Source organism: Bradyrhizobium sp. IAR9, assembly GCF_013408065.1.
Lineage (GTDB): Bacteria > Pseudomonadota > Alphaproteobacteria > Rhizobiales > Xanthobacteraceae > Bradyrhizobium.
The window spans coordinates 1,092,181-1,115,005 of record NZ_JACBZW010000001.1 but is presented as its reverse complement, the minus strand read 5'-3'; the positions used below and the strand labels follow the sequence as shown (position 1 = coordinate 1,115,005).

Below are 22,825 nucleotides of genomic sequence, written 5' to 3'. Positions count from 1 at the left end.
GTGCCTCATGACTGAACCCACCTACGACCTGATCATCCGCGGCGGACGCGTCGCCACCACCACCGATGTCTTCGAGGCTGACGTTGCCATCTCCGGCGAGACCATCGCGGCGATCGGCCGCGGACTTCCGGCGGCCAGGCGCGAGATCGATGCGCGCGGCAAGTTGGTGCTGCCTGGCGGCGTCGACAGCCACGCCCATATCGAGCAGCTGTCGGCCGCCGGCATCATGAATGCCGACACGTTCGAGAGCGCGACGGTCTCTGCCGCCTTCGGCGGCACCACCACGGTGATCCCATTCGCCGCCCAGCATGTCGGCATGAAATTGCCGCAGGTGGTGGAGGATTATCACGCGCTGGCGAAGAAGGGCGCCGTGATCGACTACGCCTTTCACATGATCATTGCGGACGCGACCAAGGAGACGGTCGAAGAGCATATTCCGGCGCTGGTGAAGCAGGGCCACGCCTCGATCAAGATCTTCATGACCTATGACCGGCTCAAGGTCGACGACGAGCCGTTGCTCGACATCCTGCTCGCGGCGCGCCAGTCCGGCGCGATGCTGTGCGCCCATGCCGAGAACCACGGCATCATCGCCTGGATGGTGAAGCGGCTGCTCGCGCGCGGCTACACCATGCCGAAATACCACGCCGTCAGTCATGCCCGTGTGTCGGAAGCGGAAGCTTTCACCCGGCTGATCGGCATGGCGGCGCTGATCGACCAGCCGATCATGATCTTCCATGTCTCGACCGCCGGAGGCGCCAAGGTGATCCGCGACTCCCGCGGGCAGGGGCTGAAGGTGTTCGCGGAGACTTGTCCGCAATATCTGTTCCTCACCGCCGCCGATCTCGACAAGCCTGGCTCGGAAGGCGCCAAATGGATGTGCAGCCCGCCACCGCGCACGCATGCAGATCAGGAGGCGCTGTGGCAGTCGCTGGCGCTCGGCGACCTCCAGACCATCTCGTCGGATCACGCGCCCTATCGCTTTGACGAGACCGGCAAGCTGCGCGCCGGCCCTAATCCAAATTTCAAGCAGGTCGCGAACGGCCTGCCGGGACTGGAGCTGCGGCTGCCGCTGCTGTTCGACGCGATGGTCTCGAAGGGGCGGCTGGGCCTGGAAAAGTTCGTCGAGCTGACCTCGACCGCGCCCGCCAAGATCTACAATCTGCACCCGCGCAAGGGCTCGATCGCGGTCGGCGCCGATGCCGATATCGCGATCTGGGATCCCAACCGAGAGACCGTGATCGCCGACGAGATGATGCACGACCTCGCCGGCTACACGCCGTTCGCGGGCCGCAAGCTGAAGGGCTGGCCGGTGTCGGTGCTGTCGCGCGGCCGCGTGATCGTCGACGGCGACAAGTGCCTCGCGAGCGCCGGCAGCGGAAAATTCCTGGCGCGCAGCGGCGGCGAGGCGGCGAAGCCGACGGGCCGGCTGGTCGCCGACATGGATCCGGAACGGAATTTCGGGGCCAAACTGCTGTGATCGTGGATCGCGCGCGATGAAGATCGTCATCTTCGGCGGCACCGGCTTTGTCGGCCTCAACCTCGCCGAGGTGCTGCTCGCGCGCGGGCACGAGGTGATGCTGTATGATCGCGCGCCGCTGCCGAAGACTGCGCAGCGATCGCTGGCCGATCGTCGCGAGCGGCTCAAGGTCGTTCAGGGCGACATCACCGACGCCGAGGCCATCGAGGCCCTCATCGCCGGGGGCTGCGATGCGATCGTGCTCGGCGCTGCGGTCACCGCGGGCGATGACCTCGAACGCGCATCGCCGGCGCGCGTTCTCGAGATCAACGTGATGGCGCAGATTCCGATCCTGCAAGCCGCGATCCGCCATGGTGTTCGCCGCGTCGTCAATCTCTCGTCGGCATCGGCTTACGGCGCTGCGGGCCAGCGCTGTCAGGTGCTCGACGAGGAAACGCCCTGCGATCCCGTCTCGTTCTACGCCATCAGCAAGTTCACCTCGGAGCACTCCGTGGCACGCCATGCCGAGCTCTTTGGCGGCGACTTCCTCAGTGTCCGCTTGAGTGCCGTGTTCGGTCCGTGGGAGCGACCCGGCTCAGTGCGCGATACGCCAAGCCTCCAGTTCCAGATTCTCGCCGAGTTCGCCCGCGGTGAGCCGGCGCTCCTTCCCGCGCCGGGCACCAAGGATTGGACCTACGCGCCCGACGCCGCCGAAGCGGTGGCGGTGCTGATCGAGGCCGAGCGGCCGCGCCGCCGGCTCTACAACATCTCCAGTGGTGCGGCCTGGTCGGCGCTGCAATGGGGCGAGGCGTTTGCGGCCCTGCATCCTGGGCTGGTGTGTCGGCTCGCGTCTCCTGGAGAAAAGACCTTCATCAAGCTCCATGGCGGGGATCGGGTGCCGCTGTCGGTCGAGCGGATGGCCGATGAGTTCGGCTGGCGCGCCCGGTTCGGCTGCGCGGAGTCGGCCGCTGCGATGAGCGCTTGGTGGATGCAGCACAAGGATGGGATCTGACATGCGGCTGCAGGGGCGCACGGCCATTATCACCGGAGCGGGCTCGGGCATCGGCCGCGCCAGCGCAAAGCTGTTCGCAGAGGAAGGCGCACGTCTCGCTCTGGTCGATCGCGACGCCGCAGGGCTCGAAGAGACGTTGCGCTTGGTGGGCGAGGCCACGACGCATATCGGCGACGTCGGCGATGCCGCATTCGCCAAGACTGTCGTAAGCGACGTCGTCTCTCGGCACGGCCGGCTCGACATCCTGATGACGGCGGCCGGATTTTCCGTCGGCGGCACGGTGCTGACCACGGATCCGGACGATTGGGATGCCGTGTTCCGCACCAATGTCGGTGGCACCTGGCTGTGGGCGCGGGCCGCGGTGCCGCAGATGCAGCGGCAGAACAGCGGCTCCATCATCACGCTGGCCTCGCAACTCGCGATCGCCGGCGGCAAGGGCAACAGTGCCTACATCGCTGCCAAGGGCGCCATCGTCAGCCTCACCCGCACGATGGCGGTGGATTTCGCCACCGACGGCATCCGCGTCAACGCCATCGCGCCGGGTGCGATCGACACGCCGATGCTTCGCCGCAGCTTTGCCCGGCATGGCAACGCCGACGAGGTGCGCGAAGCCTCCCGCAACCGCCATGCCATGAAGCGGGTCGGCGTGGCTGAGGAGATCGCGCAGACCGCGCTGCATCTGGCGAGCGACGCATCCTCGTTCACGACCGGCACGGTGATGGTGGTCGACGGGGGATGGCTCGCGGCATGAGTGATGCGCTGACACAGCTCGAAGCGGGCATTCGCGCCGATCTCGCGCGGATCGCGCATCCCGGCGCCGCCTGGCTCGAACCGAAGATGGGCCCGGACTGCAAGCCCGCGCTGGACGTGCTCATCGTCGGCGCTGGCCAATCCGGCGTGGCGATCGGCTTCGGTCTGATGCGCTCCCGCGTCAGCAACATCCTGCTGCTCGACAAGGCCGCGGAGGGGATGGAGGGGCCGTGGCTGACCTATGCCCGCATGCCGACCTTGCGCAGCCCGAAGGACTATACGGGGCCCGACCTCGATATCCCGAGCCTGACCTATCAGTCCTGGCATGAAGCCCGCTTGGGCAAGGAGAGCTGGCAGGGGCTTGGCCTGATCGAGCGCGGCCATTGGGCGGACTATCTGCTCTGGCTGCGACGCACGATAGACCTGCCTGTGCGCAACGGCTGCGAGCTTCTGAAGATTGCGCCAGCGGCCGACGGCCTGCTGGCTGCCGTCGTGAAAAGTGCCGATGGCGTCGAGACGCTCCATGCGCGCAAGATCGTGCTGGCGACGGGACAGGAGGGCATGGGCGGCTGGATGATCCCGGAGCCGCTGCGCGATTTGCCGGCACGTTCGGTCGCAACCGTCGCCGACGAGATCGATTTCGAAAACCTTCGCGGCAAGCGCGTCGCCGTAATCGGTGCCGGCGCATCCGCCTTCGACAATGCGGCCACGGCGCTGGAGGCGGGCGCCAGTGAGGTGCACCTGCTCTGTCGGCGCGCGCAGATCCAGGTGATCCAGCCCTATCGCTGGCTGACCTTCCGCGGCTTTCTGCGCCATCTCAGCGATCTCGACGATGCCTGGCGCTGGCGCTTCATGCGCACCATCCTCGAAATGCGGGAAGGATTCCCGCAAGCAACCTATGACCGCTGCGCGCGCCACGCCAATTTCACGTTGCATGAGGGCGCGCCGATCGAGGCCGCGTGCGCGACCGGAAAAGGTATTGAATTGCACACGCCGCTTGGCGCCATAGCGGCGGACTTCGTCATCTGCGGCACCGGCATCGATATGAACTTTGCCGCGCGCGGCGAGCTCGGTCGATTTTCTGGCAATATCGCGACCTGGGCCGACCGTTACCAGCCGCCGGACCACGAGCGCAACGCGCGGCTCGGCCGCTTCCCTTATCTCGCCGACGATTACGCCTTCACCGAACGCGTGCCGGGCGAGACGCCGTGGATCTCCGACATCCATCTGTTCGCCATCGCCTCGACCATGAGTTTCGGCCCGTCGGGGTCATCTATCAACGCGATGACGACGGCCGTGCCGAAGCTGGTCCACGGCCTGACGCGTGGCCTGTTCCGCGCCGATGTTGCGCGGCACTGGGCCTCGCTCAGCGCCTACGACGTGCCGCAGGCCGTGGTCACGCGGAGGGCGGGAAAAATAGGAGAAGCGCGATGATCATCCATGCGCCGCCGCGACGATGCGCCTCTGCGAGACTGGCGCGCAACTTGCTTCTTTCTTAACCTGCCTTGTTGACGTTGTTGTCGAAATCTTGGGGAAAACGAATGCGTTTTGTGTCTTTCAGGCCGGCGTCCTCCGTGCTCGCCGCCACTGCGCTGTTGCTCGTCGCCACCGCGCCTTCGCAGGCGCAAACCCGGGCGGAGACGCTGCGCTATGTCACCGGCGCATCCGTCAACACGCTCGATCCCAACATCCCCGGCTCGACGCGGGAATCGTTCGCGCTGAGCATGAGCACCTATGACCGGCTGGTGGCGTTCGGCCGCAAGCAGCTCAACGGCAAATGGGTGTTCGATCTCGACAAGATCACCGGCGAGCTCGCCGAATCCTACGACGTCAGTCCCGACGGGTTGAAGCTGACCTTCCGCCTGCGCAAGGACGCAAAATTCCAGGACGGCTCGCCGGTCACGGCGGAGGACGTCAAATGGTCGCTCGATCGCTGCGTCACCGCGCCGATCCTCGGCAAGGCGCAGCTGCTTACGGGCTCGTTGACGTCGGCCGACCAGTTCAAGGTGATCGATCCTCTCACCATCGAGGTGACGTTGCCGAAGCCCGACAAGCTCGCGCTGCCGAACCTCGCCACCGTCTATCCCATGATCATCAATTCGAAGGTAGCGAAGGAGCACGCGACCGCGGATGATCCCTGGGCCACCGCCTGGCTGAAGGAGCACACCGCCGGCAGCGGCGCCTATGTGATCGAGACGTTCAAGCCGGGCGAGCAGGTGATCGTCAAGCGCAACGAGGCCTGGAATCGCGGTTCGCCCGATAAGCCGGCGTTCTTCAAGCGCGTGATCATCCAGTCGGTGCCGGAGCCGGCGACGCGCGCTAATCTGGTCGAGCGCGGCGATGCCGATCTCGTGGTCGATCTCCAGGCCAGCGACGTGCAGTCGCTGGAGGCCAAGGGCAAGCTGAAGGTGATCTCGACCCCGCAATACAATTCGATCACCTTCGTCTCGATGAACAACCAGATCCCGCCCTTCGATAACGTCAATGTCCGCCGCGCCGTCGCCTTCGCGCTGCCCTATGACGACATGTTCAAGGCCGCTCTGTTCGGCCGCGGCGCGCCGCTGTTCGGTGCGAGCTGGCCGGACGGCAAGCCGCTGAACGGCATCTATCCGTTCCAGCAGCCCGTCAAGATCGACCTCGACAAGGCCAGGGAATATCTCAAGGCCGCAGGGCTCCCCGAGGGCTTCTCGACCACCTTCAGCTTCAACGTCGGCCAGGCCTCGACCGCCGAGCCGATGGCGGCGCTGGTCAAGGAGTCGCTTGCCAAGATCGGGATCAAGGTCGACATCCAGAAGCTGCCCGATGCGCAGATGTCGACGCAGATCAACGAGAAGAAGCTGCCCTTTTACACCGAAGGCATCGTCGCGTGGCTGCCGTCCACGGACTACTTCTACCGCAACTTCTACACCGGCAATCAGCGCTGGAATTACAGCTCGATCAACAACCCGGACCTTGCCGCGATCGCGCAGGAAGCCCGCTTCGAGCCGGATAAGGCGAAGTACGAGGAAGCAGGCCGCAAGCTCAACGCGATGCATTTCGATTTGATGCCGCAAATCATGCTGTGGCAGCCGAATCAGGATGCGGTGATGGCGTCCTCGATCGAGGGCTACACCTACGAGTTCCACCGCCAGGTCGACTATCGCGACGTCAGCCGCAAGTGATAGCGTCAGTCCAAAGGAGCTCTAGAAGGTGAGGACCGGACTTGGCGCAACGATGGTGCGGGCGGGCAGGCGGCTGCTGTCGTCGCTGCCGGCGCTGTTCGGTGTTCTGGTCTTCACTTTCCTCCTGATGCGCGTCCTGCCCGGCGACCCCGCGGTGTTCTTCGCCTCCGGACCCAATGCCGGCAAGGAGGAGATCGAGCAGATCCGCAAGCAGATGGGGCTCGACAAATCGGTGCCGGAGCAGCTCGTGTTCTATCTCTCCGACATCGGCCGCGGCAATCTCGGCCGCTCCATGATGACCGGGCAGCCGGTGCTGAAGGATCTGCGCGAGCGGCTGCCGGCCTCGCTCGAGCTCACCTTCACCGCGCTCCTGATCGCGCTGATCGCCGCGGTGCCGCTCGGCGTGGTCGCGGCCTTGAAGCCGGGCTCGGTCGTCGATCACGGCGTCCGGCTGTTCTGCGCGCTCGGCGTCTGCGTGCCGACCTTCGTGTCGGGCCTGCTACTGATCTACGTCTTCTACTATCTGCTCGGCCTTGCACCTGATCCGACGGGGCGGATCGACGTTTTTACTTCGCTGCCGCCGCAGCATACCGGGTTTCTCTCGATCGACTTCCTGCTCGCCGGTGATTTCGAGGGCTGGTGGGCGGCCTGCAAGCAATTGATCCTGCCGGCGGTGAGCATGGCGCTGTTCGTGATCGCGCCGCTGGCGCGGATCACGCGTGCCTCGATGCTGGTCTCGCTCGGCAGCGACTTCGTGCGCACCGCGCGCTCGGTCGGGTTGTCCTGGCGCAAGGTGGTCGTGACCTACGCCCTGCGCAATGCGATCCTGCCCGTGATCACCATTGCCGGCATCGTGTTCTCGACCATGCTGGGCGCCAATGTGCTGGTCGAGAAGGTGTTCTCCTGGCCGGGCGTTGCCTCCTACGCGCTCGATGCGCTGCTGTCCTCCGACTATGCGCCGGTGCAGGGTTTTGTGCTGCTGATGGCCAGCCTGTTCGTGCTGGTCAATCTGGTCGTGGACATCTGCTACGGCATCGCCGATCCCAGGGTGTCGATCGGATGACCAGCGCAACTCTCCGTCATTCGGTCTGGATCCTGCGCGGCAACCCGCTCACCGCCGTTGCCGCCACCGGTGTACTCCTGTTCGTGCTGGTTGCGATCTTCGGACCGTGGATCGTGCCTTACGATCCCGTAGCCTCCAACGTCTCGGAGGCGTTGCTGCCGCCGAGCGCGGCGCACATCGCCGGCACCGACCAGCTCGGACGCGACGTGTTCAGCCGTCTCATCATCGCCGCGCGTCTTGATCTCGCCATTGCGGTCTCGGCCGTCGGCATCTCCTTCGCGATTGGTGCCGTGGTCGGATCGTTCTGTGGCTATGCCGGCGGTCGGCTCGATCGCGGCGTCGGCCGCTTCGTCGACGTGATGATGGCCTTTCCGCTGTTCGTGCTGGCGATGGCCATGGTCGCAGCCCTCGGCAACCGGATCGAGAACATCGTGATCGCAACCGCGATCATCAATCTTCCCTTCTACATCCGCTTCGCGCGGGCCGAGGTCAATGTCCGCCGGAATGTTGGTTGGGTCGAGGCGGCGCGGGCCTGCGGCGAGAGCCATTTCTCGGTGGTGCTGCGCTTCCTGCTGCCGAACATCCTGCCGGCGATGGCGGTGCAGATCTCGCTCAACCTCGGCTGGGCCATTCTCAACGCCGCGGGCCTGTCCTTCATCGGTCTGGGCGTCAAGCCGCCGACGCCGGAATGGGGCATCATGGTCGCGGAAGGTGCGCGCTTCATCTCGACCGGGCGCTGGTGGCTGGTCGCATTTCCGGGGCTGGCGCTGATGATGGCCGTGCTGTGCTTCAACCTCCTCGGGGACGGGATGCGGGACATTCTCGACCCCCGCATGCGCACATGAGCCAGGCGCTGCTCAGCATTGACGACCTCCACGTCGCGTTCTCGACGCGTCGCGGCATGGTCGAGGCCGTGCGCGGCGCGACGCTCACGGTCGAGAAGGGCGAGATGCTCGGCCTTGTCGGCGAGAGCGGCTCGGGCAAGTCGGTGACCGGCTTTGCCACGACGCGGCTGCTCGACGCGGCCGGCCGCGTTACCCGCGGCAAGATCCTGTTTCGCGGGCAGGACGTGACCAAGCTCAGGGGCGATGACCTTCGTCAGCTCCAGGGCGCCGCCATGTCGATGATCTTCCAGAACCCGCGGGCGGCGCTCAATCCGATCCGGGCCATCGGCCTGCAGATCGCGGACGCGATCCTCACCCATAAGCGCATCTCGAAAGAGGCAGCGCGGGGCGAGGCGCTGGATTTGCTGCGCGCCGTTCAGATCCGCGAGCCCGAGGCGCGGATGAACGCCTATCCGCACGAGCTTTCCGGCGGCATGTGCCAGCGCGTCATGATCGCGATCGCGATCTCCTGCAATCCCGCGCTGCTGATCGCGGACGAGCCGACCACCGGCCTCGACGTCACCACGCAGAAGGTGGTGATGGATCTCCTGGCAGATATCGCCGCCGCGCGCGGCATGGCCACGATCCTGATCACGCACGATCTCGGGCTTGCGGCGCGCTATTGCCGCCGTATTGCCGTGATGGAACGTGGCCGCATCGTCGAGGAAGCGAGTCCCAGGACACTCTTCAGCGCGCCGCAGCATGCCTATACCAGGCGCCTGGTCGCGGCATCGCCGACCGCGACGTCCCGTATCGAAGACCTTGTGACGGATGAGGAGAGGGAGCGCTACGCGACTGTCGTCGGCAAGCCCCGAGCGGAGCTCGCGCACGGCACGCCGCCGCTCCTGGAGGTGCGAAAACTGGCAAAGCGTTTCGACCAGGGCTCTGCTGCCGTGGCCGACTTCTCGATGACGATGGCCGGTGGCGAGAGCGTCGGTCTCGTCGGCGAGTCCGGGTCCGGCAAGAGCACGACGTCGCGGATGATCTGCCGGCTGATCGACCAGAGCGAAGGCGACATCGTGTTCGACGGGCATTCGATCGGTCACGTGGCCTCGCGCGATTTTCACCGCTCGCCCTTGCGCAAAGACATCCAGATGGTGTTCCAGGATCCGAACGAGAGCCTCAATCCGCGCTTTACGGCCTTCGATTGTATCGCCCACCCCCTAATCCGGCTTGGCGGCATGCGGGCGGGTGAGGCGCTGCGCGAACGGGTGGAAGAATGCGCGGAGCGGGTCGGGCTCCCGCTCGATCTGTTGCCGCGCTTTCCGCACCAGCTCTCCGGCGGCCAGAAGGCCCGCGTCGGCATCGCCCGCGCTATCGCCTGCCGGCCGCGGCTGCTGGTGCTGGACGAGCCGACTGCCGCGCTCGACGTCTCGGTGCAGGCGGTTGTGCTGCAACTGCTCGACCGCCTCAGGCGCGAGAACGACATCGCGCTGCTGTTCGTCAGCCACGATCTCAACGTGGTGCGCATGCTTTGCGACCGCACCATCGTGCTGCGCAATGGCGGAATCGTCGAGCAGGGCGAGAGCCGGGCGCTGTTCGACAATCCGAAGACGGACTACACGCGCAAGCTGGTCGAGGCCATCCCGCATATCGAGACTGGCGAGATGCTGGCGGCAGCTCTGTGAGGCCTGGGCCGGCCCAAAAGACATTGAGATCCCGCTGGCGAAGGTCCGGTTAGTGGCATACCATTTGCACGCCAACGGGTTCTGGTTTCACCTGCTCTTGGCCAACGATGGCCGGCATCACGGCATTAACGGGAGGACTTCATGGATCGCAGGACCGTATTGAAGGGACTGGCTGGCGCGGGCGGTCTGGCATTGACGGGCCTCTCGGCCCCGGCGATCGCGCAGGGCGCATCAGCCCGCACCCTCCGCTTCGTGCCGCAAGCCAATCTCGCCAATTTCGATCCGATCTGGGGCACGCAATATGTCGTGCGCAATGCCGCCGCGCTGGTCTGGGACACGCTTTACGGCATCGACGCGCAGCTGCAGCCGCAGCGGCAGATGGTCGAGTCCGAGGAGACTTCGGACGACGGCAAGATCTGGACGTTCAAGCTGCGCCCCGGTCTCAAGTTCCACGACGGCGAGCCGGTGCTGAGCAAGGATGTCGTCGCGAGCCTGTCGCGCTGGGCTGCGCGCGATCCGATGGGCCTGATGATCCTCGCCAACCAGCAGGAATTGACCGTCGTCGACGACCGCACCTTCAAATGGGTCTTGAAGCAGCCCTTTCCGAAAATGCTCTACGCGCTCGCCAAGAACAACGCGCCGTGCTCCTTCGTCATGCCCGAGCGCATTGCCAAGACGGATCCGTTCAAGCAGATCACCGAGTATGTCGGCTCCGGGCCGATGAAGTTCGCCAAGAGCGAATGGGTGCCAGGCGCCAAGGCCGTGTTCGAGAAGTTCGCCGACTACGTGCCGCGCCAGGAGAAGCCGTCGTGGCTCGCAGGCGGCAAGCAGATGCAGCTCGATCGCATCGAATGGATCGTGATGCCGGATCCGGCCACCGCGGCGGCCGCGTTGCAGAACGGTGAAGTCGACTGGTGGGAGAATCCGATCGCCGATCTCGTGCCCGTGCTGAAGAAGAACAAGAACATCAGCGTCGATATCGGCGATCCCCTCGGCAATATCGGCTCGTTCCGCATGAACCATCTGTTCGCGCCGTTCAACGACGTGCGGGCGCGGCGCGCGGTGCTGATGGCCATGAGCCAGGAAGACTACATGCGCGCGATCGTCGGCGACGACAACGCATTGTGGAAGGCGCTGCCCGGCTTCTTCACGCCGGACACCCCGCTCTACAGCGAGCTCGGCGGCGAGATCCTGAAGGGCAAGCGCGATCTCGAAGCGGCCAAGAAGCTGCTGGCCGAAAGCGGCTATTCCGGCCAGCCGGTGACTTGCTTGGTGGCGCAGGATCAGCCGATCACCAAGGCGCAAGGCGACGTCACCGCGGATCTCCTGAAGCGGCTCGGCATGAATGTCGACTTCGTCGCGACCGACTGGGGCACGGTCGGCTCGCGCCGCGCGGCGAAGACGCCGCCCGGGCAGGGTGGCTGGAACATGTTCCACAGCTGGCATGCCGGCGCCGACTGCATCACGCCCGCCGCCTACACCGCCATCCGCGCCAATGGCGAGAAGGCCTGGTTCGGCTGGCCCAATAGCCCGACTACCGAGAAGGAGATCACGACCTGGTTCGACGCCAAGAATCTCGAGGAGGAGAAGGCGGCGATCGGGCGGGTCAACAAGGCCGCGCTCGAGGATGTCGTCTATGCGCCGACCGGCTTCTTCCTGACCTACACGGCCTGGCGCAAGAACGTCTCCGGCATCACCAAGGGGCCGCTGCCGTTCTTCTGGGGCGTGTCGAAGTCTGCATGATCGTCCGTTGAGGCCAGATGCTCTCCTACATCCTCCGTCGCATCGTCGCGACCCTGCCGGTCATGGCCATCGTCGCGCTGTTCGTGTTCAGCCTGCTCTACATCGCGCCGGGCGATCCCGCCGTGGTGATCGCGGGCGACCAGGCGAGCCCGGAGGATGTGGAGCGCATCCGCCAGAGCCTCGGTCTCGATCGCCCCTTCCTGGTCCAGTTCGGAAGCTGGGTCTGGCGTATCCTGCACGGCGATCTCGGCACCTCGATCTTCACCAATTTGCCGGTCTCGGCGATGATCGGGCAGCGCCTCGGACCGACGCTGTCGCTGATGATCGTCACGCTGCTGCTCACGATCGTGGTGGCGGTGCCGCTCGGCGTGGTGGCGGCCTGGAAGGCCGGCAGCCTGATCGACCGCGTCATCATGGGCTTCGCCGTGTTCGGCTTCTCGCTGCCCGTGTTCGTGGTCGGCTACATGCTCGCCTACATCTTCGCGCTCGAGCTCGAATGGCTGCCGGTGCAGGGCTATACGCCCCTCAACCAAGGCTTCTGGCCCTGGCTCGAGAACCTGATCCTGCCGGCGATCGCGCTCGGCTGCGTCTACATTGCCCTGGTCGCGCGCATCACCCGCGCCGCCATGCTCGAAGTGTTGCAGCAGGACTATATTCGCACCGCCAAGGCCAAGGGCCTCGGGCAGGGCGGCATCCTGTTCATTCACGCGCTGAAGAACGCGGCGGTGCCGATCGTGACCGTGATCGGGATCGGCATCGCGCTGCTGATCGGCGGCGCGGTGGTGACCGAGAGCGTGTTCGCGATTCCCGGCCTCGGCCGGCTCACGATCGATGCCATCCTGCGCCGTGACTATCCCGTCATCCAGGGCATCGTCCTGCTGTTCAGCTTCGTCTACGTCCTCGTCAATCTGATGATCGACGTCATTTACACGCTCGTTGACCCGAGGATCCGCTATTGACCGATACGACCGTCAATCCGCAATCGCTTCCGGCCGGCCTCGTCCTAGCGCCACAACTGCCTGAAATCCTGCGGCCGGTCACGATCCGGCGCGGCTTCGTCGGATTCTTGCGCGGCCATCCGACGGTCGCGATCGGCGGCGCGCTGCTGCTGGCGCTCGTCCTGATCGCGATCTTTGCGCCCTATCTCTGGACGGTCGACCCGACCGCGCTCGCCCCCGCCAAGCGCACCCGGGCGCCGTCGGCCGATTTCTGGTTCGGCACCGACGTACTCGGCCGCGACATCTATTCACGCGTACTGTTCGGTGCGCGGGTCTCGCTCACGGTCGGCCTGTCGGTCGCTATCTTCGCATCCGTGGCCGGCCTGGCCATCGGCATGGTCTCCGGCTTCATCCGCTGGGCCGACGGCATCCTGATGCGGTTCATGGACGGCTTGATGTCGATCCCGCCGATCCTGCTGGCGATCGCGCTGATGGCGCTGACGCGGGGGAGCGTCGGAAACGTCATCCTCGCCATCACCGTTGCCGAGATCCCGCGCGTTTCGAGGCTCGTGCGCAGCGTGGTGCTGTCGCTGCGCGAGCAGCCTTATGTGGATGCCGCAATCGCCTGCGGCACGCGCACGCCGATGATCATCCTGCGCCACATCCTGCCCAATACGCTTGCGCCCATGCTGGTGCAGGCGACCTATATCTGCGCCAGTGCCATGATCACCGAGGCGATCCTGTCCTTCATCGGCGCCGGCACGCCGCCGACCATTCCGTCCTGGGGCAACATCATGGCCGAGGGCCGCGCGCTGTGGCAGGTCAAGCCCTACATCGTGTTCTTTCCGGCGGCCTTCCTCTCGGTCACCGTGCTTGCGGTGAATCTACTCGGCGACGGTCTCCGCGATGCGCTCGATCCGCGCATGGCCAAGCGTCTCTGACCGGGGTTGATCACGATGGCGCTGCTCGAAGTCGAAAACCTCCAGACCCACTTTCGTACCCCCGGCGGCATCAACCGCGCGGTGGACGGGGTGTCCTTCCATGTCAACGAGGGCGAGACGCTCGCCATCGTCGGTGAATCCGGCTGCGGCAAGTCGGTGACATCGATGTCCTTGATGCGGCTGATCCCGGAGCCGCCGGGCAGGATCGCAGGCGCGATCCGCTTTGCAGGGAGAGACCTGCTGCAACTCTCCGATCGCGAGATGCGCGCGATCCGCGGCAACGACATCTCGATGATCTTTCAGGAGCCGATGACGAGCCTCAATCCGGTGCTGACCGTCGGCCGGCAGATCCGCGAGACCTTGATGATCCATCAGGGCCTGGACAAGCAGGCCGCCGAGGCGCACGCGATCGAGATGCTGACGCTGGTTGGCATCCCCGAGCCGAAACGCCGCGTGCGCGAATATCCGCACCAGCTCTCCGGCGGCATGCGCCAGCGCGTCATGATCGCGATTGCGCTGGCCTGCAATCCCAAGCTTCTCATTGCCGACGAGCCGACCACCGCGCTCGACGTGACGATCCAGGCGCAGATCCTGAAGCTGATGCTGGACCTCAAGCGCCGGGTCGGCGCCGCCATCATCCTGATCACCCACGATCTCGGCGTCGTCGCCGAAATCGCCGAGCGCGTCATGGTGATGTATGCGGGCCGCAAGGTCGAGGAGGCGCCGGTGGCCGAACTGTTCCGCGCGCCGCGGCATCCCTACACGCAGGGCCTGCTTGGCGCGGTGCCGCGGCTCGGCTCGTCGCTCACGGGCACGGCAAGACGCCTCGCCGAAATTCCCGGGCAGGTGCCCGATCTCAGAAAGCCGATCACCGGCTGCGTCTTTGCCGGCCGCTGCGCGCTTGCGACCGATCTCTGTCGTCAATATGCGCCGGGGCTCGAAGAGAAAGGCCCTCGTCACGTCGCCGCCTGCCACTATGCGGCCAAGGGAGCTGTCGCGGCATGAGCCCTCCGCTGCTCCAGGTCAACGACCTCAAGAAGCACTTTCCGGTCAAGTCCGGCCTGTTCGGCCGCAAGTCCGAATTCGTCTATGCGGTCGATGGCGTCTCCTTCGAGATCGCGCGCGGCGAGACGCTGTCGCTGGTCGGTGAGTCCGGCTGCGGCAAGTCGACGGTCGGGCGCGCCATTTTGCGGCTGTTCGACATCACCGCAGGCCAGGTCATCCTCGACGGCCAGCGTATCGACGACGCACATCCGGGCACGATGCGCCAGATGCGCCGGCGCGTGCAGGTGGTGTTTCAGGACCCGTTCTCCAGCCTCAATCCGCGCATGCGGGTGCGCGACATCCTGGCCGAACCGATCCGGAATTTCGGCCTCGCCAAATCCGCCGAGGATCTCGAGGTCCGCGTCACCTCTCTGATTGACACCGTGCGCCTGCCGCGCGAGGCGCTGAACCGCAGGCCGCACGAGTTCTCCGGCGGCCAGCGCCAGCGCATCGGCATCGCCCGCGCGCTCGCGGCCGAGCCCGAGCTGATCGTGTGCGACGAGGCGGTCTCGGCGCTCGACGTCTCGGTCAAGGCGCAGATCGTCAATTTGCTGCAGGATCTCCAGAGCGAGTTCGGCCTCGCGTTGCTGTTCATCAGCCACGACCTCGCGATCGTCGAGCACATGACCCACCGCGTGGCCGTGATGTATCTCGGCAAGATCGTCGAGATAGCGCCGCGCCGAGAGATCTTTGCCGCGCCAAGGCATCCCTACACCAGAGCGCTGCTGTCCGCGGTGCCGCTCCCCGAGCCCGGCGCCCAGCGCAATCCCATCATCCTCAGGGGTGACGTGCCGAGCCCGATCAATCCGCCGAAGGGATGCCGCTTCCACACCCGCTGCCCGCTCGTATTCGATCGCTGCCGGGTCGAAGAGCCGGTGCTTCGCGCAACTGGGACCGAGCAGTGGGTGGCCTGTCATCTCGAAGACGGAGCTGCGGCGACGAGCGGCTGAAGGGTGAGATTCGCGCCGGAAATTCGTCAGCAAAAACAACCCCATTCTACTGTGCATGGGGTTGTTTTCGCATTTTTGATGGGGCCGGCCTCAACCCTGCCGGCGCAGGAAGCCCGTGATCGTGACCTTTTCCCAGATGCCGGCCGCGGCAAAGGGGTCGGCGCGATTGAAGGCCTCGACGTCGCCACGGCCGGGCGCCTCGATCAGGAACAGGCTGCCGATCATCGTTTGACCATCGTCGGAGACGAGCGGCCCCGACATCACGATCTTGACGCCGAAGCGCGAGGTGTCGCTGAGGAAAGACTTGTGGGCGTCGTAATTGGCAAGCCGGGTCGGCAGCGCGCCGGCGCGGTCGACGGCGTGAATGGCGAACAGCATGGTGGTCTCCGTTTCTTGACTTTGGTTCTTGGGACGGCCGCGAGAGGCGGCCGTCCGGACGTGATCGGTGGACTTACTTCGCGCTGAGCTTGCCGGCATCCTCGAAGGTCGGGCAGGTCCGCTGCTCCAGCGGCACGTCGAAGGGCCCAAAATTGTCCTTGGTGATGACGGTCGGCTTCAGCACGATCTCGGCGATGACCGGCTGATTGCGCAGGGAGCGGATCGCCATCATGGTGCCGAGGCAGCCTTGGGCAAATCCGTTGTAGTCGCCGCTCGCGAGCAGCTTGCCGGACTTGATCGCGTCGATGGCCTCCTTGGTACCGTTGATGCCGATCACCTGGGCCTTGCGGTTGGCGCCGTCGAGCGCCTCGATCGCGCCGACCGCCATGGCGTCGTTGGCCGCCAGCACGCCGTCGATCTGCGAATTCGACTGCATCAAATTCTCCATCACCTGGAGCGCCTGGAGCCGCTGGTAGTTGCCCGGCTGCGAGGCCAGGAGCTTCGCACCAGGGGTCTCCTTCAGCGCGTCGTTGAAGCCGCGGACCCGGTCGACATTGGTCAGCGAACCCTTGACGCCCTCGATGATGACGATGTTGCCCTTGCCGCCGAGGGTCTTGAGCAGGAACCGTGCGGTCTCGAGCCCGAGGCTGTAATCGTCGGCGCCGACGAAGGAGAGGAACTTGCCGCCCGCGGAACGGTCGGTGATGTTGACGACGGGGATCCTGGCTTCGTTGATCTTCTCGACCCCGGGTACCATCGCCTTGTAGTCGACCGGCGTGAACACGATCGCGCTCGGCTTCTTCACCACGACATCCTCGATCTGGCTCAGCTGCTCCGGGATCGAATCCGGCTTGGTCGGGATGTATTGCAGCGTCTTGGCGTTCAGCGCCTTCGCCATGTTGTCGGCGCCGACGCGCACCGTCTGGAAGAACGGGTTGGTCTGGTTCTTGGTGAAGACGGCGATGGTCTCGCCGTCGGCGCGCGCCTCGGTGGTGAACGCGGCCGCCATCAGCAGCGGCAGCGCCAGATAGCCCAGTTTCTGTCTCATATTGCCTCCATCCCTCGTTTTGCTTGTTGGATATCGAAAAACACTTACTGCGCGCGGCGGCGGGTCTTCATGTCGAGCCAGACCGCGAGAATGACGATGATGCCGGTGACCAGCGGCTGCCAGTTGGCGCTGACCGAAAGCAGGTTCATGCCGTTCAGCACCAGCGTCAGGATCAGCGCGCCGATGAAGGTGCCGAACACGGTGCCGACGCCGCCGAACAGCGAGGTGCCGCCGATCAGCACGGCCGCGATCGCGGGCAGCGTCAGGCTCTCGCCGATATCGGCCTCGGCCGAATTGAGCCGCGACAGGAAGATGATCGATGCAAGCCCCGCCATGGTGCCCGAGACCGCATAGACCAGCAGCAGGCGGCGCGCGACCGGGATACCGGAGAGGCGGGCCGCGACCGGATTGGCGCCGATCGCATAGATCTCCTGGCCCCAGATCGTCCGCTGCGCAAACAGCGTCCCGATCCCGAGGAACACCAGCAGCAGGTAGACCGGGATCGGCAGGCCGAACAGATAGCCGCTCCCGATCTGGCGGAAGCCCGCGGGGAAGCCGTGAAGGGTCTCGCCTGCCATGTACCAGTAAGTGAGGCCGTTCAGCACCCAGAGCATGCCGTAGGTGGCGATGAAGGAGGGGATACGCAGCGCGGTGACCATGATGCCATTGAGCAGGCCAACGATGCCGCCGCAGGCAAGCCCGGTGAGGATGCCGAGCGCGGGCGAACCGGTCTTGTGGATCACGGTGCCGGCGATGCAGGCCGACAGCGCAACATTGGCGCCGACGGAGAGATCGAGGCCGGCGGTCAGCACCACCAGCGTCAGTCCGGAGGCGATGAAGAAGGTCAGGCTCGCTTGTCTCAGCACATTGAGGATGTTGCCGAGGCTGAGGAAGGAATCGCTGAGCACGGCGAGCACCGCGCAGATCAGGAGAGCTGCGAGCAGGCGATAGAACACCTGGATCGCGTCCTGCGACAGGAATGAGCGGGGCGGCATCATGGCGTCTTTCGTGATGTCGGTCATGCCCGGCTCCTGAGACCATCGAGGAACAGCGCGACGATGACGAGGACGCCGACGCTTGCGACCTGCACGGAGGAGGGCAGCGAGATCAGGTTGAGCCCGTTGCGCAACACGCCGACGGAGAGGACGCCGAGCAGGGTACCGAGCAGCCAGCCATTGCCGCGCTCGAACGAGGTGCCGCCGACGGCGACCGCGGCGATGGCATCGAATTCGAGGCCAAGGCCGGCGGTCGGGTGGCCGGAATTCATCCGCGCGGTCATCAACAAGCCCGCGATGCCGGCCATGGCGCCGCCGAGCGCGTAGACCGCGATCAGCAGCTTGTTCGGCGAGAGGCCGGCATAGCGCAGCGCCTCGCGGTTGCCGCCGAGCGCGAAGATGTAGGTACCGAAGCGGGTGTGATAGAGCAGGCCGTGGAACGCAGCGTAGGTGACGAGCGCCATCACGATCGGCACGGGAATGCCGAGCAGCGTCGCCGAATAGATGTCGCGGACGCTGTGGGGGATGCCGACCACGCTCTGGCCGTCGCTGACGATCAGCGACAGGCCCTGGGCCATGCCGAGCGTGCCCAGCGTCGCGACGAAGGGCGGAATGCCGAGGATGGCGACCAGCCAGCCATTGGCGACGCCGAAGGCCGCACCGACCAGCAGGCCGGCGCCGAAACCCAGCAACATCGATTTGGTGGCCAGCGACACGATCGCGACGCAGAGCGAGGTCAGCGTCAGCACCGCGCCCATGGAGAGGTCCAGCCCCTCGGTCATGATGATTAGGGTCATCGGCAGCGCGAGCATGGTCAGGATGGTCGACTGCACCAGCACGTTGGAGAGGTTGGCGACCGACAGGAAGCCGGGCGCGATCACGCTGAACAGCGTGATCAGGAGCACCAGGACGATGGCAACGCCGGGAATGCGTTGCAACGGATTGGGTTGTGAAACGACCGCGGCCTCACGCATGATGCATCCCCAATCGCACGATGTTTTCCTCGGTCAGTTCGTTGCGGTTCAGGTGGCCGGCGATGCGCCCCTCGCGCATCACATAGGCGCGGTCGCAGACATGGCAGATCTCGACCTGCTCGGACGAGATCATCAGTGCCGCCGCGCCTTCCGCGACCAGGCGGTCGATCAGCGCAAAAATCTCGGACTTGGCGCCGATGTCGATGCCGCGCGTCGGCTCGTCGAAGATGAAGAGCTTTGAGCCGGCCGCCAGCCATTTGCCGATCACGACCTTCTGCTGGTTGCCGCCCGAGAGCAGGCCGACGGTCTGACGCGCACTCGGTGTCGCGATCCTCAATTGCCGGATCAGGCCGTCGGACGTCCGTTGCGCGCCACGGGAATCGAAAAGTCCGCTCGGGAACAGTTTTCGCAGCGCCGAGACCACCAGATTGTCGCTCACCGAGCGCAGCAGCGCGAGGCCCTCGCTCTTGCGGCTCTCCGGGATCAGCGCGATGCCCCGGCGGGCGGCGAGGTCAGGCTCGCCGGAGATGGTCTTGCCGTCGAAGATGATCTCGCCGGCGCTGACGGGATCGGCGCCGAAGATGGCGCGCGCGACTTCGCTGCGGCCCGAGCCGACCAGGCCGCATAGGCCGACGATCTCGCCCCGGCGCACCTCGATGTTGATGTCGGAGATGCCGGTCGAGGCGGTCAGACCCTTGACCTCTAGCAGCAGATCGCCGGGCTTGTCGGCAAAGTTGCGCGGATAGGTCATGTCGACGTTGCGGCCGACCATCATGCGGACCAGTTGGTCGGGCGTGACGTCGGCGGGCCGGACGCCGTCGATGCGCCGGCCGTCGCGCAGCACGGTGATGCGATCGCCAAGCGCGAACACCTCGGCCATCCGGTGCGAGATGTAGACGATCGACACGCCGTCGGCCTTCAGCCGTGCGATCAGGGCGAACAGCAGCTCGGTCTCGCGGTCGGACAGCGCCGCGGTCGGCTCGTCCATGACGAGGATGCGGGCGTTCTGGCTGATCGCCTTGGCGATCTCGACCATCTGCTGCTGCGCGACGCCGAGCTTATCGACAATGGTGGAGGGATCGATGTCGAAGCCGATGGTATCGAGCACGCGCTTTGCGTCAGCCAGGATCTTGCGGCGGTCGATGGTGCCGGGGATGTGGCCTTTCGGCTCGCGGCCGAGGAAGATGTTCTGTGCGATATCGAGATAGGGGACGAGCGAGAATTCCTGGAAGATCACGGCAATGCCGAGCTTCTGCGCATCGGCGGTCGAGGAGATCGCGACCTTCTCGCCCTTGTAGTAGAACTCGCCGGCATCGGCGCGGTAGGCGCCGCACAGCACCTTCATCAGGCTCGACTTGCCGGCGCCGTTTTCGCCGAGCAGCATGTGCACTTCGCCGGGGTAGACGGCAAAGGACACGTCATCCAGCGCCTTGACGCCGGGGAATTCCTTGCTGATGCCGCGCAGCTCCAGCAGCGGTGTCGGCGAGGTGACCTCGATCGGGAGCGCGTCGCTCATGCTTTGGCTCCGCTCGCAAAGATCTTTCCAGGGTTCATCAGACCATTCGGATCGAGCGCGGTCTTGATGGACCGCATCACATCGACGGCTTCGCCGAGCTCGTCGGTGAGATAGCCGATCTTGCCGAGTCCGATGCCATGCTCGCCGGTGCAGGTTCCGTCCATGGCGATGGCGCGGGCAACCATGCGGGCCTGCAGCGCCTTGGCGTCTTCGGCCTCCTCGGGCTTTGTCGGGTCGATCAGGATCAGCATGTGGAAATTGCCGTCGCCGACATGGCCGACGATCGGCGCCGTAAAGCCGTGCTCGTCGGCGTCGCGCCGCGTCTCTGTCAGGCATTCCGCCAGCCGCGAGATCGGCACGCAGACATCGGTGATCACGGCGCGCGCCCCGGGCCGGAGGCCCAGGCCCGCATAGAGCGTGTTGTCGCGGGCGTGCCAGAGCCGGCTGCGATCTTCCTGTGCCTTGGCCCAGGCAAAGCCGTGGCCGCCATTGTCGGCGGCGATCGCCTGCGCGGCCTCGGCCTGCTCGGCGACCGAACTCTCGGAGCCGTGGAATTCGAAGAACAGGGTGGGCGCTTCGCGATAGCCGAGCTTGGCGTAGGCATTGATGCCGCGCATCATGACGTCGTCGAGCAGCTCGATGCGCGCGACGGGGATCGCGGACTGGATCACGGAGATCGCGGTGTCGACGGCATTATGGAGTGTGTCGAAGCTACAGACCGCGGCCGAGATCGCCTGCGGCACCGGATGCACCTTCAGCGTGATCTCGGTGATGATACCGAGCGTGCCCTCCGCGCCGACGAACATGCGCGTGAGGTCGTAGCCGGCCGCCGATTTGCGCGCGCGCTTCGCGGTCCGGATCACGCGGCCATCGGCCAGGACCACTTCCAGCGCCATGACATTGTCCTTCATGGTGCCATAGCGCACCGCCATAGTGCCGGAGGCGCGCGTGGAGGTCATGCCGCCGATCGAGGCGTCGGCGCCGGGGTCGATCGGGAAGAACAGGCCGGTATTGCGCAGCTCCGCATTCAGCTGCTTGCGGGTGATGCCGGGCTGCACCACGACATCCATGTCGCTGTCGTGCACGCTGAGCACCTTGTTCATGCGGGCGAAGTCGAAGCAGACGCCGCCGGCGACCGAGGCCGCATTGCCTTCGAGCGAGGTGCCGGCGCCGAACGGAACGATCGGCATGCCCGCGCTCGCGCACAGCTTCACGATCTCCGCGACCTCCTGCGTGGTCTCAGGGAAGACGACGATGTCGGGCGGCAAATTGCGATAGTGCGACTCGCTTTGCCCGTGCTGATCGAGCACGCCGCGCGCAACGCTCGCGCGCGGGCCGATCATGCCCGTGAGGCGCTCGGCCAAGATGCTCGTGCTGACCCGCGGTCCCATCCTCAGCTCCCGTCTGCTCCCTGTTGCCGGACTCTTGCTGGTCCGTCGCCGCTCTAGCTTAAGCGGCTCTTGCGTTGCTCGCGGCCTGCTTCAGGCCGAAATCATAGTTGAGATGGAAATACTCGCTGTCCACCATGCGACCATCAGGCGCACGGCCGGCCGGATGCCTCGCGAATTCACGGATCAGGCTGTCCTTGACGCCGAACACCACGTCCGAATCGAGATACTGGTCGCCGGCGACGAACACGTGTGTCACGAGCTGCTCAAAGCCAGGCGCGGAAATCATGAAATGCACATGCGCTGGCCGCCAGGGATGACGGCCCTGCGCCTCCAGCATCTCGCCGACCGGCCCGTCATGCGGAATGGGGTAGGCGGCCGGCTTGATCGACCAGAAATGAAATCTGCCGTTGGCGTCGGTGTGGAAGCGCGCGCGCATCGCGAGATCGCCGATGGCGTCGAGCTGCTGCACGTCGTAATAGCCGTCATCGTCGGAGTGCCAGACGTCGACGACGGCCCCTGCGAGCGGCTTTCCGTCGACGGTCGACACCGAGCCGGTGACAAGCATCGGATCGCCCTCCATCGGACCGGAGATATCCGCGCCGCTGTCCTTTTCCGGTGCGGCCTGGACGAAGAACGGGCCGAGCACCGTTGTCTCGGTCGCGCCCTCCGGCACCGGGTGGTTGATCGCATCGACGAGCATGGAGACACCGAGCGTGTCCGACAGCAGGATGAACTCCTGGCGCTTGTCGTCGCACATGTGGCCGGTGCGGGTCAGGAAGTCGATGCCGAGCTCCCATTCCTTCTGGGTCGGACGGATCTCGCGGACGAAGGCATGAAGGTGGCGCACTAGCGCTTCGCTGACCTGCTTGATGCGCGGATCGCCAGCGTCCTTGATCCGCTCCAGCACCGCGTCGGTGATCGTGTTCTCGTTGAAATTGCGCATGTGTGCCTTC

General features: G+C 65.5%; 20 protein-coding genes. 13 read left to right on the top strand and 7 right to left on the bottom strand.

The features are described 5' to 3' along the window. Positions 1-7 precede the first annotated feature (7 nt). From hydA to GGD67_RS05205, 13 genes are all read left to right on the top strand, one after another. The gene (gene hydA, locus GGD67_RS05265; RefSeq protein ID WP_179731300.1) at positions 8-1,477 is read left to right on the top strand and encodes a dihydropyrimidinase; all 1,470 of its coding nucleotides are present in this window, start codon (positions 8-10) and stop codon (positions 1,475-1,477) included. Between the two features lie 16 nt (positions 1,478-1,493). Further along, entirely contained in the window at positions 1,494-2,468 is a 975-nt protein-coding gene (locus tag GGD67_RS05260) for an NAD(P)-dependent oxidoreductase (protein ID WP_179731298.1), read from the top strand. 1 nt (position 2,469) lies between these two features. Continuing rightward, positions 2,470-3,219 carry an SDR family oxidoreductase gene (locus GGD67_RS05255; protein ID WP_179731486.1) on the top strand — a complete coding sequence of 250 codons (750 nt, stop codon included), beginning with the start codon at positions 2,470-2,472 and terminating at the stop codon, positions 3,217-3,219. Then, a complete protein-coding gene (locus tag GGD67_RS05250; RefSeq protein ID WP_179731296.1) occupies positions 3,216-4,652 on the top strand; it encodes an NAD(P)-binding domain-containing protein in 1,437 nt (478 codons plus the stop codon). Before GGD67_RS05255 ends, GGD67_RS05250 begins: the two co-directional genes overlap by 4 nt. Before the next feature lie 107 nt (positions 4,653-4,759). Then, the gene (locus GGD67_RS05245; protein WP_179731295.1) at positions 4,760-6,379 is read left to right on the top strand and encodes an ABC transporter substrate-binding protein; all 1,620 of its coding nucleotides are present in this window, start codon (positions 4,760-4,762) and stop codon (positions 6,377-6,379) included. Positions 6,380-6,407: 28 nt separating this feature from the next. Then, a complete protein-coding gene (locus GGD67_RS05240; RefSeq protein ID WP_026201579.1) occupies positions 6,408-7,442 on the top strand; it encodes an ABC transporter permease in 1,035 nt (344 codons plus the stop codon). Next, complete coding sequence (locus tag GGD67_RS05235; protein ID WP_018315991.1) at positions 7,439-8,287, top strand: ABC transporter permease; 849 nt, start codon at positions 7,439-7,441, stop codon at positions 8,285-8,287. Before GGD67_RS05240 ends, GGD67_RS05235 begins: the two co-directional genes overlap by 4 nt. Continuing rightward, positions 8,284-9,954, top strand: a complete 1,671-nt coding sequence (locus GGD67_RS05230) for an ABC transporter ATP-binding protein (RefSeq protein WP_179731293.1) — start codon at positions 8,284-8,286, stop codon at positions 9,952-9,954. The genes GGD67_RS05235 and GGD67_RS05230 overlap by 4 nt, the downstream gene beginning before the upstream one ends. A 141-nt stretch (positions 9,955-10,095) precedes the next feature. Then, complete coding sequence (locus tag GGD67_RS05225; RefSeq protein WP_179731291.1) at positions 10,096-11,697, top strand: ABC transporter substrate-binding protein; 1,602 nt, start codon at positions 10,096-10,098, stop codon at positions 11,695-11,697. 17 nt (positions 11,698-11,714) lie between these two features. Continuing rightward, positions 11,715-12,656: an ABC transporter permease gene (locus GGD67_RS05220; RefSeq protein WP_018315994.1), complete on the top strand. Its 942-nt coding sequence runs from the start codon at positions 11,715-11,717 to the stop codon at positions 12,654-12,656. Continuing rightward, positions 12,653-13,576, top strand: a complete 924-nt coding sequence (locus GGD67_RS05215; protein WP_018315995.1) for an ABC transporter permease — start codon at positions 12,653-12,655, stop codon at positions 13,574-13,576. The genes GGD67_RS05220 and GGD67_RS05215 overlap by 4 nt, the downstream gene beginning before the upstream one ends. Before the next feature lie 15 nt (positions 13,577-13,591). Further along, entirely contained in the window at positions 13,592-14,581 is a 990-nt protein-coding gene (locus GGD67_RS05210; RefSeq protein WP_018315996.1) for an ABC transporter ATP-binding protein, read from the top strand. Further along, a complete protein-coding gene (locus GGD67_RS05205) occupies positions 14,578-15,570 on the top strand; it encodes an ABC transporter ATP-binding protein (RefSeq protein WP_179731289.1) in 993 nt (330 codons plus the stop codon). Before GGD67_RS05210 ends, GGD67_RS05205 begins: the two co-directional genes overlap by 4 nt. Positions 15,571-15,660: 90 nt before the next feature. Here GGD67_RS05205 and GGD67_RS05200 read toward each other — a convergent pair whose 3' ends face one another. The 7 genes from GGD67_RS05200 to GGD67_RS05170 all read right to left on the bottom strand — a co-directional run bounded on the left by GGD67_RS05200 (position 15,661) and on the right by GGD67_RS05170 (position 22,815). After that, positions 15,661-15,948 carry a YciI family protein gene (locus GGD67_RS05200; protein WP_179731287.1) on the bottom strand — a complete coding sequence of 96 codons (288 nt, stop codon included), beginning with the start codon at positions 15,946-15,948 and terminating at the stop codon, positions 15,661-15,663. 73 nt (positions 15,949-16,021) lie between these two features. Further along, positions 16,022-16,996, bottom strand: a complete 975-nt coding sequence (locus GGD67_RS05195) for a sugar ABC transporter substrate-binding protein (RefSeq protein ID WP_179731284.1) — start codon at positions 16,994-16,996, stop codon at positions 16,022-16,024. 44 nt (positions 16,997-17,040) lie between these two features. Next, a complete protein-coding gene (locus GGD67_RS05190; RefSeq protein WP_179731282.1) occupies positions 17,041-18,018 on the bottom strand; it encodes an ABC transporter permease in 978 nt (325 codons plus the stop codon). Next, a complete protein-coding gene (locus tag GGD67_RS05185; protein WP_092256105.1) occupies positions 18,015-18,965 on the bottom strand; it encodes an ABC transporter permease in 951 nt (316 codons plus the stop codon). Before GGD67_RS05185 ends, GGD67_RS05190 begins: the two co-directional genes overlap by 4 nt. After that, positions 18,958-20,481, bottom strand: coding sequence for a sugar ABC transporter ATP-binding protein (locus GGD67_RS05180; protein ID WP_179731280.1), 1,524 nt, complete (start codon positions 20,479-20,481; stop codon positions 18,958-18,960). Before GGD67_RS05180 ends, GGD67_RS05185 begins: the two co-directional genes overlap by 8 nt. Beyond that, positions 20,478-21,872, bottom strand: coding sequence for an FAD-linked oxidase C-terminal domain-containing protein (locus GGD67_RS05175; RefSeq protein ID WP_179731278.1), 1,395 nt, complete (start codon positions 21,870-21,872; stop codon positions 20,478-20,480). The genes GGD67_RS05180 and GGD67_RS05175 overlap by 4 nt, the downstream gene beginning before the upstream one ends. Before the next feature lie 58 nt (positions 21,873-21,930). Further along, the gene (locus GGD67_RS05170; RefSeq protein ID WP_179731276.1) at positions 21,931-22,815 is read right to left on the bottom strand and encodes an intradiol ring-cleavage dioxygenase; all 885 of its coding nucleotides are present in this window, start codon (positions 22,813-22,815) and stop codon (positions 21,931-21,933) included. Between the last annotated feature and the right edge of the window lie 10 nt (positions 22,816-22,825).

Bases quoted from the DNA above. Each gene is read 5' to 3' on its own strand.
- GGD67_RS05210 (WP_018315996.1), top strand. From the start codon at position 13,592: ATGGCGCTGCTCGAAGTCGAAAACCTCCAGACCCACTTTCGTACCCCC.
- GGD67_RS05175 (WP_179731278.1), bottom strand. From the start codon at position 21,872: ATGGGACCGCGGGTCAGCACGAGCATCTTGGCCGAGCGCCTCACGGGC.
- GGD67_RS05185 (WP_092256105.1), bottom strand. From the start codon at position 18,965: ATGCGTGAGGCCGCGGTCGTTTCACAACCCAATCCGTTGCAACGCATT.
- GGD67_RS05190 (WP_179731282.1), bottom strand. From the start codon at position 18,018: ATGACCGACATCACGAAAGACGCCATGATGCCGCCCCGCTCATTCCTG.
- GGD67_RS05250 (WP_179731296.1), top strand. From the start codon at position 3,216: ATGAGTGATGCGCTGACACAGCTCGAAGCGGGCATTCGCGCCGATCTC.
- GGD67_RS05235 (WP_018315991.1), top strand. From the start codon at position 7,439: ATGACCAGCGCAACTCTCCGTCATTCGGTCTGGATCCTGCGCGGCAAC.
- GGD67_RS05200 (WP_179731287.1), bottom strand. From the start codon at position 15,948: ATGCTGTTCGCCATTCACGCCGTCGACCGCGCCGGCGCGCTGCCGACC.
- GGD67_RS05195 (WP_179731284.1), bottom strand. From the start codon at position 16,996: ATGAGACAGAAACTGGGCTATCTGGCGCTGCCGCTGCTGATGGCGGCC.
- GGD67_RS05205 (WP_179731289.1), top strand. From the start codon at position 14,578: ATGAGCCCTCCGCTGCTCCAGGTCAACGACCTCAAGAAGCACTTTCCG.
- GGD67_RS05220 (WP_018315994.1), top strand. From the start codon at position 11,715: ATGCTCTCCTACATCCTCCGTCGCATCGTCGCGACCCTGCCGGTCATG.
- GGD67_RS05230 (WP_179731293.1), top strand. From the start codon at position 8,284: ATGAGCCAGGCGCTGCTCAGCATTGACGACCTCCACGTCGCGTTCTCG.
- GGD67_RS05260 (WP_179731298.1), top strand. From the start codon at position 1,494: ATGAAGATCGTCATCTTCGGCGGCACCGGCTTTGTCGGCCTCAACCTC.
- GGD67_RS05245 (WP_179731295.1), top strand. From the start codon at position 4,760: ATGCGTTTTGTGTCTTTCAGGCCGGCGTCCTCCGTGCTCGCCGCCACT.
- hydA (WP_179731300.1), top strand. From the start codon at position 8: ATGACTGAACCCACCTACGACCTGATCATCCGCGGCGGACGCGTCGCC.
- GGD67_RS05225 (WP_179731291.1), top strand. From the start codon at position 10,096: ATGGATCGCAGGACCGTATTGAAGGGACTGGCTGGCGCGGGCGGTCTG.
- GGD67_RS05255 (WP_179731486.1), top strand. From the start codon at position 2,470: ATGCGGCTGCAGGGGCGCACGGCCATTATCACCGGAGCGGGCTCGGGC.
- GGD67_RS05170 (WP_179731276.1), bottom strand. From the start codon at position 22,815: ATGCGCAATTTCAACGAGAACACGATCACCGACGCGGTGCTGGAGCGG.
- GGD67_RS05180 (WP_179731280.1), bottom strand. From the start codon at position 20,481: ATGAGCGACGCGCTCCCGATCGAGGTCACCTCGCCGACACCGCTGCTG.